The following is a 14,980-nucleotide window of genomic DNA, read 5'->3' on the forward strand; positions in this document are numbered from 1 at the left end:
GTTCTGGCACCGAGCCTCACCGTTGCACCCCCTGGCGCAGGTGGAGTGGCTTGAGGCGTCTGCGGCGTGGATGGCGGCGGGTGACTCGCCTTCCTTCGAGCTGAAAGGTCCGCAGCCTTGGCCGGGCTGGAACATGCTGGAACTCGATATCGAAAGCGAGGTGATGCGCGGCCTGGCCGAGCTTGACGTGGAAACCGCCAAGGGGCGTTTTTCCGTGTCACTGCCATTGCGCCCGGGCAGCCGGTCCAAGCGGCTGGTGTTCATCCCCCTGGGGGTGAAGCGCATCACCATGACCCTGTTGGATGCCCATGGCCGTTTCAGGCTGACGCGCCTGCGCTGGGTATGGTTGACCCCTTGGTTTGCCCACGACCGCCTCGCGCGGCGGCTGGCCAATGTGCTGCCGGCCTACCGGGGGATGTCGGTGGGGCGCGTGAAGCGTGCGCTGCACCGCGAGTCGGTGGCTAGGGGGCTGAGCTGGCGTCAGCTGGCGCTGGCCGAGTACACCCAGTCATTCTGGCGCGCCTGTGCCAACCGTCACTATCCGTACTGGGTCGAGGAAGTCGAGCCCGTGCGTTGCCGGGCCTGGCTGGCAGGCAGGGCGCTTGAGGCGCTTAAAGAGCAGCCGACGCTCTCGCTGCTGCTGCCGTTGGATGACGCCATCGAGCAGGTCGGCATCGAGGGTCTGCGGCAATCGCTGGCGTCGCTGCAGGCGCAGAGCTATCCACGCTGGGAGCTCTGCGTGGTGCATTCGCCCGCGCTGGATGCGCAACTGGTGGGTCTGGTGGCGGAATGTCTGGGAGAGGACCCCAGGTCTCGGCTGCTCGAGGGGCATCAGCGGAGCCTGGCTGGCCTGACCCATCAGGCCTTTGTGGCGTCCTGCGGGGAGGGCGTGATGACCTTCTCGGCAGGGGACACCTTGGCACCGGCGGCCCTGGAGCGCGTAGTACGCGCCTGGAACGATTTTCCCGCTAGCCAGCTCTTCTATGCAGACCAGGACGAGATCGATGCCTCGGGCAGGCGCCTACACCCATGCTTCAAGCCTCGCTGGAATCCGGATCTTCTGAAGGGCACCGGTTACCTGGGCCGATTTGCCGTCTATCGGCGTCGCCTGTTGTGGCAGCTCGAGTCGTATCGTGACATTGGCCGACAGTGTCGCGAGCGGCTGTCTGCCGAGGAACTGGACCATGCCATGGCGCTGCGTTTTCTCGCCTGGACGTCAGGGCATGCTGACACGGCTGAACTGCCGGTTTGCCACCTGCCGGGCGTTCTCTATCATCGTCACGTGAACAACCGTCATGCGGGGGCGGCCCGGTCAGAAGTGACCGTTTCTCTTGTTGGTGAGTTCGTCGCGCGTCTGGGCAAAGAGCACGACGTGACTGTCGAGCCAGGGCTTCTGCCCGGCAGCGCCCGACTGCGCTGGCCCGTTGCCGAACCGGCCCCTCTGGTCAGCCTGCTAGTCCCCACCCGGGATGGCATCGACATCCTCAAGCCCTGTGTGGAGGCGATCCTCGAGCGCACCGACTATCGCCATTTCGAGCTGCTGATCCTGGATAACCAGAGCCGTTGCCCGGAGACCCTGGCCTATCTGGAGGAGGTGGCCAGGCGTGATTCTCGCGTGAGGGTGCTGCGGTGGGATCAGCCCTTCAACTATTCGGCCATCAATAATTTCGGTGTCAGACAGGCTCGTGGAGAGATCCTGGGGCTGATCAATAACGATGTGGAGCCCGTCGATGGTGGCTGGTTGACCGAAATGGTCAGCCAGGCGCGCCGACCGGAGATCGGCTGCGTGGGGGCCAAGCTCTATTACCCGAACGACATGCTGCAGCACGCCGGCGTCGTCCTGGGGCTTGGTGGCGTAGCGGGCCATGTGCATCGTTTCTTTCCTCGCCAGGATGCGGGCTACTGCGGTCGACTGAAGCTGGTGCAGAACCTCTCCGCCGTGACGGCCGCGTGCCTGCTGGTGCGTCGTGCGGTGTTCGAGGCGGTGGGCGGGCTCAACGAGGCGGATCTTGCTGTGGCCTACAATGACGTGGACCTGTGTATCAAGGTACGCGAAGCCGGCTATCGCAACCTGTGGACGCCCCATGCCGAGCTTTACCACCATGAGTCCGTGTCACGGGGCGCCGATGACACCCCTGAGAAGCATGCCAGGTGGATGCGAGAGATGGCGTACATGAAGCGGACCTGGGGGGAGAAGCTGCGCGATGATCCCGCCTACAATCCCAACCTGACGCTTGTGCATGAGGATTTTTCATTGCGCTAATGGAGTGAGGAGCCCGGCTGTGCCGGGAGCTGTAAGCCGTGCGCTTGACGCTAGAAAAAGTGAGTCATGAATGCTAAGTGGTGAGCGCTGGCTGGTGCTGAGCGATGGGGCGCGGCCGACCGAGGATATCTACTTCCTCGCGTCGGTCGCGCCCCTTTTGCGTTTCGGGGGCGCCGATGTGGGGCGGCTGGACGTGCGTGGCTGGCGCTGGCGCATCGCCCGCTGGGTGCTGTCGCGCCAGCTGGGGGCCCATCTGGTGCTGTGTCGTACCTTGCCCATGCAGGCCCTGCGTTGGCTGGAGCGGGAGCGAGGCCATTTCGGGCGCATCGTCTACCTGATCGATGATGATCTGGATGCGGCGGCCGCGGATGAAACGTTGCCATTGGCCTATCGAGCGCGCATGGCGCGAGCCGCAGCCCAGCAGTCGCGCCTGCTGGCGCTGGCAGATGAGGTGGTGGCATGCAGCGGTCAGCTGGCCGATCGGCTGAGCGAGCGGCATGGCAATGTGCGGGTAATGACGCCACCGCTGATTTCGCCACTGCCTGAGCTTGCCCACTTCGAGCGTGGGCCTTCCGCTGAGCAGCCGTGGCGCATCGGTTTTCATGGCACCCGGGCCCACCTGGCGGACCTGGTCCACATTGCCCCGGCACTGAAGGCCCTGCAGCGCGAACGCGGCGATACCGAGTTGGAGCTGATGCTGGGCGAACACACGCCGGAGGCGTTGGTTGATCTGCCGCGGGTGGTGTGCCCTTCGCCGCTGCGGTGGGGCAGGTTCCGCGCCTACCAGGCGCGGCGGCGCGTCCATATCGGCCTGGCCCCGCTGCTCGATACACCCTTCAACTGCGGCAAGTCCTTCATCAAGTTTCTGGACATCGCCGCCATGGGCGGCGTGGGCATCTACTCGCGGCGCCCCCCCTACACCGAGATCGTCGAGGATGGCATGAATGGGCTCCTTGCCGATGACGACCCCGCCGAGTGGCAACGCTGCCTTGAATGGCTGTTGGTGCATCCCGAGGAGGCGCGAAGCATGGCCACCAGTGCTGCCTTCACTGCCTGCAGAGTTGGCAACCCTGAGGCGGCGGCTGATGTCTGGGGGTGCGGTCGGTGAAGGCGTCAGTCACTCGGTGTTAGATATCAAAAGGTGTAGGTGACCCCGGCGGTGAACAGGTCAAGGTCACTGTCGCTTCCATTGTCACTCTGGCCGAAGCCCCCCAGGTAGCGATAGTCGAGCCGTAGACCGAGATGGGCCCCGAACTGGTACCAGGCGCCGATGCCGAGGATACCGACGGTGTCCTCGAAGTGATGCTCGACAGTGTCTCGGGAAGACATCGGCTCGCCGAGCACCTCGCCACTGCGTGTCGTCACCGCCGTGATGTCGGTGTCGATGCGGGCCACCCCGGCGGTGAAGGTACCGTTAAGCGCCTCTGTGATGGGGAGCAGCAGCTTGCCGTTCAGCCCCCAGCCGCGCGCCTTCACATCGGTCACCGTTCGCGAGCTGAGTTGCTGGGACGGAGCAGTGAGCGCGCCCCTTGTCTCGAACTGATAGGACCCCAGGTGGTAGTAGGCCAGTTCGAGGGCCAGATAGCGGAAGGGCTGGATTCCCACCCCGATGGTACCGGCACCGCTCTGGTCATCGACGTCCCTCAGGGCGACGCCGCCGTTGTCGGTAATGCTCTCCGCCATTCGCTGGTGTCTTCTGTCCAGGGTATCCATGTCGGGCTCGGCGAGCCCTGCGTCCGCAAAGAGATAGATATCCGCCGCTGAGGCGTTGACCGCCAAGGCCGGCGTGGTCAAGAGCCAGGTCATGGCAAGGACGGTGTGCCTTTTCATCGACACCTCCCGAGAGCGAGTAGGGTGAAGGACTCGTCACTGATGCCAGGCCCTTTCAACCGTCTTTGTTACTCGAAGGCCTGAGTGATGTTGCTTATGAAAGACGCTAGCAACATTCTGTAACATGATGTTGCAAAAAAGGATTTTTTGGCGAAATATCAGTAGGATGGGTGACAAGTCTGGTGCTTTTCTTCAGCGATAATGGGGGTGCTTCTGCTGAAAAAGTTTGAGGGATATCATCCCTATCGACGGCGTGGAGAAGCTGCGGTACCGCCCTTGGGCAAGTGAGCGTCGTGCGGCAAGTATCTTGCACACAGGGGCGTACGCCCCTGTTGGTTGCCCGGCCGGACAGTGGGCTTGCTTAGTCGCACAAGGGCAGGGCCAGGGTGGGCAAGCAGGAAGGGAAGGGAATCTAGTTGGTAGGGGAGGCGGCCGACTCGGCCATGGCGAACCTCAGGGCCTCGAGGGTGCCGTCGACCTGTTTCTCGCTGTGTTCGCAGGAGAGGAAGAAGCGCAGGCGCGCGCTCTTCTCGGGTACGGCGGGGTGGAGAATCGGCTGGACATTGATGCCGCGTTGGAAGAGGTCGTGGGAAAGTCTCGCGGCAAGCGGTGAGCTCCCCACGATCACCGGCACGACGGCGGCGCCGATGCTATGGCCGGTATCCAATCCCATATGGCGGGCCTGCTCCAGGAAATAGCGCGAGATGGCATGCAGTTTCTGCACGCGCTCGGGTTCCTCGTCCATCAGCTCCAGCGCCTTGAGCGAGGGGGCGGCAACTTGGACGGGGAGGCCCACGCTGTAGAGAAAGCCGGGCGCGAGGTAGCGCAGCGTTTCCACGAGTTCGCGGCAGCCGGCGATATAGCCGCCGCAGCCGGCCAGGCTCTTGCTCAGGGTGCCCATCCAGATATCCACGTCGCCGGTGGGCACAGCGAAGTGCTCGCTCAGGCCCAGGCCGTGGTCACCCAGCACGCCGAAGGAGTGCGCCTCGTCGACCATCAGCCACGCCTGGTGGCGCCGCTTGAGCTCAACGAAGCGCGGCAGGTCGGGCACGTCGCCGTCCATGCTGTAGAGGCCTTCGATGACGATCAGCACCCGCTCGAACTGACCGCGGTGGCGGGTCAGCAGGGCATCCAGGGCACTGGCGTCATTGTGCGGGAAGGAGATGCGCCGTGAGCCGGAGAGCTGGGCGCCGACCAGTGAGCTGTTGTGGATGTACTCGTCGTGCAGCACCAGGTCCTTCGGCCCCATCAGGTAGCCAAGGGTAGAGACATTGGTGGCGTGGCCACTGACGAAGGCCACGGCGTCCTCGACCCCGTAGGCCGCCGCCAGGGCGCGCTCCAGTTCACCATGGATCGGCCGTTCGCCGGAGACCACACGGCTGGCCGAGACCGAGGTGCCGTAGCGCTCCACGGCATCCCGGGCCGCCCGGTTGACGCGTGGGTCGCCGGAAAAGCCGAGGTAGTTGTAGCTGGCGAAATTCAGGCATTGGCGGCCATCGATCACCGAGGTCGCCCCGGCGTTGCCGTCATGCACCTTGAAGAAGGGGTCGGTCAGGCCCAGCTGGGCGGCCCCTTGGCGCATCATGGCGATCTGCTGGTAGCCCGGGTGGGCATCGAAGCGCGTGAAACGCTCCGGTATCGCGCCGCGAGGGCCCATACCGGCGGGCATCTCCTCGGTGGTGCTGGGTGCGGCCGCGCGTGGCTTGCCTTGCTTGAGAGCCCGAGCCAGCAGCTGCTGCTTGAGGTCGGTGCGACGCTCATTCATGGTGTGGCGTTCTCCACGGTCTCTTCGGTGGCCTCGAGCCCCTCGGCGCCGTGGCGGGCGGCGAGGGCCGCCATGTCGTCGGCGCTCGTTTCCCCGTCATCGCGGGCGTGCTGCTGAAGCTTCTGGATCAGCACACCGGCCAGCTTGTCGAGGGTCGAGGCTTCGCTGAGCACCATCACCGGCACCTGGACGCCCAGGCGCGCTTCGATGGCGGTCATCAGCTCCACGCCCATCAGCGAGTCGAACCCCATGTCGTAGACCGAGCGGTGCACGTCGATCTTCTCCTCGTCGAGCAACAAGATGCCGGCCAGTTCGGCCCGTAGCAGGTCGGTCACCGCGCCGTGCAGCTCCTCCGGGGAGAGAGACGCGAACAGATCGGCGAGATTGTCGCCGCCATCGCCCGCGCGGCCGTCGTCCTCGGCCGCGCGGGCGATCTCGTGGAAGCGCGGGCTCGACGCCGTGGGCAGGAAGCGTGCCAGGGCACTCCAGTCGAGCTCCAGCACACCGAGGTTGCGACCTCCCCGCTCCCCCTGCACCAGCAGCTGTTCGAGTACGTCCAAGGCGTCGTCTGAGTGCAAGGCGGAGCCGCCCAGGCGCTCCTGCAAGGCATCTCGGGTGCGAGTGTGTCGGGCCAGGAAGCCGACGTCCTCGATGGCGCCCCAACGCAGGCAGGTCGCCGGCAGGCCCTGGCGGCGCCGGGCGGTGGCCAGCGCCTCTAGCCAGTGGTTGGCCGCCACATAGTTGGCCTGGCCGGGATTGCCGAAGAGCGTGGTGGCCGAGGAGTACATGACGAAGAAGTCGAGCTCGGCGTTTCGCGTCAGGGCGTCGAGGTGGCGGGCACCGTCGATCTTCGGCGACAGCACGCGGCGGATGCGTTCGGCATCGAGGTTACGGATCAGGCCATCGTCGATCAGCGTGGCGGCGTGCACCACGCCGCGTAGCGGCGGAAGCGTCTCACGGCACTCGTCGAGCAGGGCGGCAAGGGCCGTGCGATCGGTGACATCGCAGGCGGCGGCTTTCACCGTCACGCCCCGGGCTTCCAGCTTGGCCACGCCGGCCCGGGCCTCGTCACTTGTCGCGCCGCGGCGGCCGACCAGGATCAAGTGACGCGCGCCACGCTCGGCCAGCCATTGGGCGGTCTTCAGCCCGAAGCCGCCGAGGCCGCCGGTGACCAGGTAGCTGGCCTCGGCGGGCAGTGCCAGGGTGTCGCGTGACAGGCCGGTAGAGGAGTCGGCCGGGATGAGGGGTTGCTCGTGGGTCACGACCACCTTGCCGATCTGGCGCGCCTGCTGCATGAAGCGGAATGCCTCGACCACCTGCTGGGTTGGGAAGGCGGTGTAGGGCAGGGCGCTGAAGGTGCCGTCGTCGAACAGCGCCATCATCTCGCCGAATAGCTGGCCGGTGAGCTCGGGCTGTTCCTTCATCAGCTGGTCGGAGTCGATGCCGAAGTAGCTCAAGTTGTTGCGGAATGGGCGCAGGCCGATGTGGGTGTTCTCATAGAAGTCCCGCTTGCCGAGTTCCAGGAAACGCCCGAACGGGCGCAGGGCGCGCAGGTTCTGGTTGATCGCCTCGCCGGCCAGCGAGTTGAGCACCACGTCGACACCCCGGCCGTCGGTGGCGTCGAGAATCTCCTCGGCGAAGGTCAGCGAGCGGGAGTCGTAGAGATGCTCGATGCCCATCAGGCGCAGGAAGTCGCGCTTTTCGGCGGAGCCCACGGTGGCGTGGATCTCGGCGCCCAGCCACTGGGCGACCTGGATGGCGGCGATGCCCACGCCGCCGGCGGCACCATGGATCAGCACCTTCTCGCCCGGTGCGAGCCGGGCCAGATGCTTCAGCGCGTAGTAGACGGTGAAGAAGGTGGTGGGAATGGTCGCGGCGGCCGCGAAGCCCACGCCGTCGGGAAGCGGCGCGATGGCGTGCCGGTTGGCGATCAACCGGTCGCTGAAGCTTGCCGGGCCAAAGCCGACCACGGCATCGCCCACGTCCACGTCGCTTGCGCCTGGCCCCACCGCCTCGACGATGCCGGAGAACTCCAGGCCCAGGGTGGGGCCGGCGAAGCCGTTCTCGATGGCTTCATCGGAGAGCAGCCCGAGGGTGTACATCACGTCACGGAAGTTCAGGCCGGTGGCCTGCACCTTGATGGCCACCTCGCCCTCGGCGGGCTGGGGCAGGGGCACGGCGGTCCAGGTCAGGTGGCGCAGCTGGCCGGGCATGGCGAAACCCAGCGTCATGGCATGCTGCGATGACCCGCCTTCCTCCGTTGCGGCACCGGGGGCCGGCAGGGTGCGCAACCGCGTCGCATAACGGTGGCCTTGCGCGTCCAGCACGACCTCGGTTTCGGCATCGGGCTGGCTCAACTCGTCGAGCAGCGCCGCGATCAGGGTGTCGTCGAGGTCACCCTCGGGCAGATCGAGCAGCCGCACCGGGTAGCCGGCGGATTCGTTGGCCAGCGAGCGGCCAAAGCCCCATAGCGCGGCATCCGGGCCAGGCAACCCCTCACCACTCACTCCTGGCCACTCACCACTCACCCATTCACTACTCACCCACATGCCGGCCACGCCCCGGGTGATCAGCCATAACGCGCCTTGATCACCGAGCGGCTCGAGATCCCGCGCCCACTGTATGGCCTGTTCGCAGCGTGCTTCACCCTGGCGAAGATCGACGATCCGAACCGGGGAGTGGCCTTCGTTCGCGAAGGCGTCAACGACGCGGGCCTGCTGGCCGCGCTCGATCAGGCCGGCGGCAAGCCGGTCGGCCAGCGGGCGTGTGCCGGCATCCGCCACCAGCTGGACCGTGCCTAAGTCCCCTGTGGGGTCTGACCCCAAATTTTGCTGTGGGGTTTGACCCCACTGGGCGTGGATCAGGTAGGCACCGCGGGTCTCGTCTTCCAGCGGGATCGGCTGGATGTGGGTGGCCCCGAAGCGCTCGAGCGTGGCGATGGCCTCGGCCTGTTCCGTGGCGAGCAGGGGGGGGCCGTCGTCCTCGAGGCCAGGCGTGGCCAGCAGGGTGTCGAGCCAAGCGCCGGGGTGCACGCCGAGCAGCAACAGCTGGGCGCCCGGGGCCAGGCGCGTGGTCAGCGCCTCCAGCAGGCGGCGATTGCGCTGGCGGTGGCCCATCTCGAGGCTGATCAGGGCGAGCTGGGCCGGCGCGGCCTCGGCGGCCAGGGCCTCGAGACGCTCGATGTCGATCAGCGGGTGGCGCTCCTGGAGCTGTTCGGCCTGGTGCCAGGCGCCATCGCCCACCGCCAGGATGCGGTAATCGCAGCGGTCGGGGTCGAGCAGGTCGCTGAGCCGCTCACCCAGCGCCGGGGCCGCGGGGCCGGCTTCCAGCAGGCGCAGGCGTTGGCCGGCAGGCATGCCGTCGAGGACGCCTCGCAAGGCGTCGTGTAGCCCCTCGGCCAGCGCTTGCCAGCCCCGCGCGTCGATCAGCTGGCGGCTGAGCGGGGCCAGCGCATTGGCGTCGAGACCCAGCGTTTTGGCGTTCTCCTGGCCCGTCAGCAGCGCCGGCAGGTGCAGGCCGAAGCGGCCCAGGCGCTGTACCGGAGCGAAATAGTCCGGGTAGTCGCGCACCAGCAGCTGCCAGATGGTGGCGGCCGCGACGGCGTCGTCATCCTCGATCAGCGCCCAGCCCTGGTCGCTTTCCACCAGTCGCTCGTTGTTGATGAGCAGGCCGATCAGCTGGTCGAGCAGCGGCTGGCTGGCGAAATGGGTGTGCGTCAGTTCTCGATAGCGAGCATGGCTGAGGTGTTCGCCGCCGGCCAGTGCCTGCAGGGCTTGAGCGGCGAAGGCGTCGGTCAGGCTATCTAGCAGCGGGTCGACCTCGCCGGCGAAGCGCCGGCCAGTGCAGCGGGCGAAGTCGTCTAGCAGCCGCGGCATCGCGGCATACAGCGGGCTCAGGTCGAGCGCGGCGGCGTCGCTTTGGCGCGGGGTCGGGGTCAGCTCGACATCCAGGTAACTCAAACGCTGGTGGTGTTGGCGCTTGAGACGAACCGCCTTGAAACGGGTCTCGCTGAGCACGGCGATGGCGCGGCCCTGGGCGTCGAACAGCGCGAAATCGGCGGTGAAGGAGTGAGGCGAGCGCTTGCCCAGACGGGCCTGGGCGAGCGTCGGGGTGCCGGCGCCGGGCAGGAACTGCACGCGGCCGACACGGACCGGCACGAAGGCCAGGCCGTCGTCGTCGCGGCCCTGGGCGCGGGCTTCGAGCGCCAGCAGCGGGATGAACAGCTGGAAGGCGCTGTCGAGGATGCCAGGGTGCAGATGCAGTGCCTCGAGGCTCGCGTTCAGTGTCTCGTTCAGCGTGATCTCGCCGATCACGCTGTCACCTGCGACCCAGGCGTGGCGGATGGCCTGGCAGGCGGGGCCATAGTGCAGCCCGAGGTGCTCGGCCATCGCCAAGTGCTCGGCAAGCGTGACATCGGGGGCGCGAGCCGGCCGGACCGGGGCCTGGCGGCGCAGCAGGAAGCCACGGCTCTGTGCCATGACGCGCGCCACGGCGTTGAGCTGCCAGTCGCTGCCGGTGACCGGCTCGCGGGAATGGATCTCCACACGGCCATCCTGCGGGGCCAGGTGCACCCGCACGCGACGTCCGTTGGCGGCATCGAGCAGCAGCGGGGCATGGATCTCGAGCTCTTCGATATCGACGAGCGGCGCTTCCTTGCCGTGCTGGGCGGCGGCCAGGGCCAGTTCGACGAAGCCGGCGCCCGGGAACACCGCTCCCTCGCCGACCACATGGTCGGCCAGCCACGGCACGCGGCCGATATCCAGCTGGCTCTCCCAGGTATTGGCCTGCTGGGCCAGTCGGTAGCCGAGCAGGGGGTGTTCGTAGTAGCGGTCGAGCAGGCCCTGGCCGTCGGTGGTGCCTTGAACCCAGTAGGGGTCGCGCTGCCAAGGATAGCGGGGCAGTTCGACGACGTGCCCCGCGACCGGGAAGTGACGCGAGACGTCGAAGGCGATGCCGGAGAGCAGGACCTGGCCAACCGCCTGAGTCATGCAGTGGGCGGCGGGCGTGTCACGCTCCAGGGTGCCGATGACCTGGCCGTCGCGCGCGCTCGCGCGCAGCATGTCGGTCAGGTAGCGGCGCAGGATCGGGTGGGCGCCGATTTCGACGAAGACGTTGATGCCGTCGTCGATCAACGCCTGAATGGCCGATTCGAATCGCACCGGCTGGCGAATGTTGTGCCACCAGTACTCGGCGCCGAGCTCGCTGCCGGCCAGTTCACCCCCCGATACCGTGGAGATGTAGGGCAGCGTCGTCTCGTGGGGGGCGATGCCAGCGAGCGAAGCGAGCACGCCGGCCTGGATGGGGTCCATGGCCGGGCTGTGGAAGGCGTAATCGAGCGGCAGGCGCTTGGCGAAGGTGCCCAGGTCGCCGAGCCGCTGCTCCAGGCGAGCAAGCGCGGCCGGGTCGCCGGCGAGTGTCACGCCGTTGGCGCTGTTGATGCCGGCGAGGTGCACGCCTTGATACTCGGGGGCGGCGAGCAGCTCGCCGACCGCCCCGGCGCCCATCGCCACGGCAGTCATCTTGCCCTGGCCTCGGGTCTTGCCTTGGTAGTGGCTGCGGTAATAGATCACCTTGACGGCATCGGCGAGGTCGAGCGCCCCGGCGGCCCAGGCGGCGGCCACTTCTCCGACGCTGTGGCCGGTCACGGCAATCGGCTCGATGCCGTGGTCACGCAGCAGGGCGGTGATGCCGACCTGCACGGCGAACAGCGCCGGCTGGGCGATCTCGGTCAGTGCGAGGCGGCTGCCGCCATCCGCCAGGGCGTCGTTGCGGCCCTCGAGCTCGGCGCGCAGCGGGAAGTTGCCGAGGCGCTGGAACAGCGCGTCGACCTCGTCCACGGCGGCGGCGAATACCGGAGCGCTTTTGAGCAGCGCGGCCCCCATGGTGTCCCACTGGCAGCCGTTGCCGGTATAGACGAAGGCCGGCCCCTTGGCGTTCTCCAGGTGCTGGCCTCGGGCCAGGCCGGCGGGCAAGTCAGCAGGTTGCACCGCGGTATCGGGAGCGGCCCAGGCGGCGAGGATCTCGGCGGCTTGCTGTTTGGTATCGGCGAACAGCAGGGCGCCGTCGCGGTGCGCTTCACGATGGGCGTGCAGCGTATGAGCGATGTCGTAGAGGCTGGCCTCGGTGCGGGTCAGCCACTCGGCGAGCTCGCCGGCCATGGCCTTGAGCGCCGGCTCACCGCGCGCGGACAGCCGAAGCGGCAGCGCCCCGGCCGGCACGTTCTGGTACTTGTCGGGGGCGGCGCGTTCGGGTGGGCTTTCGAGAATGACGTGGGCGTTGGCGCCACCGAAGCCGAAGGAGTTGACGCCGATCACCAGGCGGCCTTGCGGCCTGAGCGGCTGTGCCTGGGTCACCACGCGCAGGTTCCACTCGTCGAACTTGATACGCGGGTTGAGGGTCTTGATGCCGATCGTGGCCGGCACCTCGCGGTGGCGAATGCTGTACAGCGCCTTGGCCAGGCCCGCCACGCCGGAGGCGGTTTCCAGGTGGCCGACGTTGCTCTTCACCGAGCCGATGGGCAGCGGCGTGGCGCGGTGCTTGCCCAGCGCCTCGCCGATGGCGCGGGCCTCGATGGGGTCGCCCACCGCCGTGCCGGTGCCGTGGGCTTCCAGGTAGTCGATCTCGTCGGGCGAAATGCCGGCCTGTGCGTAGGCCTGGCGCATCAGCGCGATCTGCGCCGTGGGGTTGGGCACGGTCAGCCCCGACTTGTGGCCGTCGGTGTTGACGGAGGAGCCCGCCACCACGGCCAGGATGTTGTCGCCATCGGCCACCGCACAGTCGTAGTCCTTGAGCAGGAACAGGCCGGCGCCCTCGGAGCGCACGTAGCCGTTGCCGGCCTCGTCGAACACCTGGCAGCGGCCAGTGGGCGAGAGCATGCTGGCCTTGGAGAAGATGATGAACCCATAGGGGTGCAGGTGCAGGCTGATGCCACCCGCCAGGGCCATGTCGGTCTCGCCGGCGCGGATCGCCTGGCACGCCTGGTGGAAGGCCACCAGCGAGGAGGAGCAGGCGGTGTCCAGCGACATGCTCGGACCGTGCAGGTCGAAGACATAGGAGAGTCGGTTCGAGGCGATGCTGGAGGTATTGCCGGTGGCCGTCGATGCATCGATGGCGTCGAGATCATCGGCCAGGCGATAGGAGTAGTCGAGGCTCGCCACGCCTAGAAATACGCCGCACTGGCTGCCGCGCAGCCGCGAGGGCGGCACGCCAGCGCTCTCCATGGCTTCCCAGGCGAGCTCCAGCAGCATGCGCTGCTGCGGATCCATATGGGCGGCCTCACGTGGCGAGATGCCAAAGAACGCTGCATCGAAGCCGCTGATGTCACCTAGGCTGCCGGCGGCGAAGGTCACGCTGGTGCCGGGGTGGTGCTTGTCAGGATGCTGATAGGCTCGCTGGCTCCAGCGGTCTTCGGGGACCTGGCTCACCAGGTCGCGGCCTGCCATGAGGTCGGTCCAGAAGGTCTCCGGGGTGGTGCCGGGCAGCCGGTGGGCGGCACCCACGATGGCAACGCGTCGTGTCATTCCTGCTCCTGAGTGTGACGACTGGGCGTCGCGTTCTTTTCGAAATGGTGACCCCCTGCCGGGGCAAGGGCGTTGCGCTCGGCATGGGCGTGGATCCAGCCAAGCAGCTCGACGGCCAGCCGTGAGACCTCACGTTCCACCGGGGGAGGTCCGAGGGCAGTGTCGTGACGGGTCGACCAGATCAGGTAGTCGGTCATGCCGTCCGGCTCCCCCAGTCTTTGGTAGGCCTGGTCCAGGATCGGCACATGGTCCCCGTACCAGCACAGCAGGCCGTCACGTGGGCTTTCGGCGAGCCGACGGCTGAGGTCGTCCAGCATGCGGTCGGCATTGGCCAGGTGACGCAGGTAGACCTGCAGGTCACGGTAGTGGGCCTGGTGGGCCGCCGCTTGACAGGCGGGCGACAGGCGCCGTGCATCGGCCTCGCCCGGGGTCTCCAGATGCAAGGGGCCATGGTTCTCCATGGTGATGACAAAGAGAAACAGGGGCGCATTGTCCCTGTCATCGAGCAGGCTTCCAACCCGGCGGGCCAGAGCGGCATCGCCGATGTATTGCCCGTCACGGTCGGCGGGGTCGAAGTCGCTGATGTCCAGAAAGTGATCGATGCCCAGAGCCGGCAGAACACGGTCGCGTAGATAGAAGCTGGCCGGCCAGGGATGCAGGGCCACGGTGCGATAGCCAAGCCGGCGAGCGCTGGCCAGCAGGTTAGGCATGGGCTGGCGGGCGAGCTGGTGATAGGGGTTGAAGCGGTGGATGCCCAGCTCCCCGGGGCCGAGGCCGGTGAGGAAGGCCGCCTCGCTGCGCACGGTATTGGCGCCCCAGGCGGGCACGCGGAGCGGGCCATGGGCGAGGCTCCCAGTGGAGAGGCGGTCCCAGTGGTTCAGAATGTCCGGGTGGACATGATCGCTCCAGCGGCGCGGATCGAAGAAAGACTCGCTCTGTACCACCACCACATCGGGCAGCGCCTCGGGGTCAGGTGCGGTGGCTGGCTGGCGAAATTCGGGCGGCGAAAGCCGGCTGTCCAGCGGGCGTCTTGCCTGACGCCCATAGCTCCACAGGAAGGCGTAGAGGCCGAGCGGGGACAGATCCTGCGTCGGCACCAGCGTGACCGGCGGCAGGCGCCGAAGTCCTGCCATGAGCAGGGCAGCGCCGACCACGCCCTCGAGGACGAGGGCGAGCAGCCCCTTCCCTGGAGTGAGTCTGGTGAATAGCCACGGCTCGAGCCAGAGGAAGGCGGCGATGGCGACAGCACCGGCGAGCATGGCCCCGGCGGCGAGCCAGAGGCCGAAGAAGGGCAGGTAAAGTCGCGGGTGACGGACGGCGTCCAGGAAGTAGTCGAAGTCCTGGTAGAGGAAGGGTTCCTTGAGCGAGCGCCACTTGGTCAGGCTGGTCTGGATGACCACCAGTTGGAGACTGAGGATGAAGGCGCTGGCGAACCAGGGGCGTTGGAGCACGGCGAGGAAGGCCGCATGCAGCAGGCACCAGCTGCCCAGGTGGACCAGCAGGGCCGCCGTGGGGCGACGCCACGGAGCCGCCACCCGCGGGCGGAGGAGCCCTTCGAGTGCAAAACTGGCCATGCCGCCGAGCAACAGAGCGAGCGCCATG

General features: G+C 67.3%; 6 protein-coding genes. 2 read left to right on the forward strand and 4 right to left on the reverse strand.

Features of this window, described 5'->3' with window-relative positions:
• Positions 1-133 precede the first annotated feature (133 nt).
• Together MKP05_RS16410 and MKP05_RS16415 are read left to right on the forward strand one after the other, a co-directional pair.
• Positions 134-2,263, forward strand: coding sequence for a glycosyltransferase family 2 protein (locus tag MKP05_RS16410; protein ID WP_240569296.1), 2,130 nt, complete (start codon positions 134-136; stop codon positions 2,261-2,263).
• Between the two features lie 70 nt (positions 2,264-2,333).
• The gene (locus MKP05_RS16415) at positions 2,334-3,371 is read left to right on the forward strand and encodes a glycosyltransferase family protein (RefSeq protein WP_240569297.1); all 1,038 of its coding nucleotides are present in this window, start codon (positions 2,334-2,336) and stop codon (positions 3,369-3,371) included.
• A gap of 26 nt (positions 3,372-3,397) precedes the next feature.
• Here MKP05_RS16415 and MKP05_RS16420 read toward each other — a convergent pair whose 3' ends face one another.
• From MKP05_RS16420 to MKP05_RS16435, 4 genes are all read right to left on the reverse strand, one after another.
• A complete protein-coding gene (locus tag MKP05_RS16420) occupies positions 3,398-4,093 on the reverse strand; it encodes an outer membrane beta-barrel protein (protein WP_240569298.1) in 696 nt (231 codons plus the stop codon).
• 412 nt (positions 4,094-4,505) lie between these two features.
• Positions 4,506-5,858, reverse strand: coding sequence for an aminotransferase class I/II-fold pyridoxal phosphate-dependent enzyme (locus tag MKP05_RS16425; RefSeq protein WP_240569299.1), 1,353 nt, complete (start codon positions 5,856-5,858; stop codon positions 4,506-4,508).
• Entirely contained in the window at positions 5,855-13,378 is a 7,524-nt protein-coding gene (locus MKP05_RS16430; protein ID WP_240569300.1) for a type I polyketide synthase, read from the reverse strand. The genes MKP05_RS16425 and MKP05_RS16430 overlap by 4 nt, the downstream gene beginning before the upstream one ends.
• On the reverse strand, positions 13,375-14,979 hold the full coding sequence (locus MKP05_RS16435) for an LTA synthase family protein (RefSeq protein WP_240569301.1): 1,605 nt from the start codon (positions 14,977-14,979) through the stop codon (positions 13,375-13,377). The genes MKP05_RS16430 and MKP05_RS16435 overlap by 4 nt, the downstream gene beginning before the upstream one ends.
• Between the last annotated feature and the right edge of the window lies 1 nt (position 14,980).

It is taken from the genome of Halomonas flagellata (assembly GCF_022487945.1).
Classification (GTDB): domain Bacteria; phylum Pseudomonadota; class Gammaproteobacteria; order Pseudomonadales; family Halomonadaceae; genus Halomonas; species Halomonas flagellata.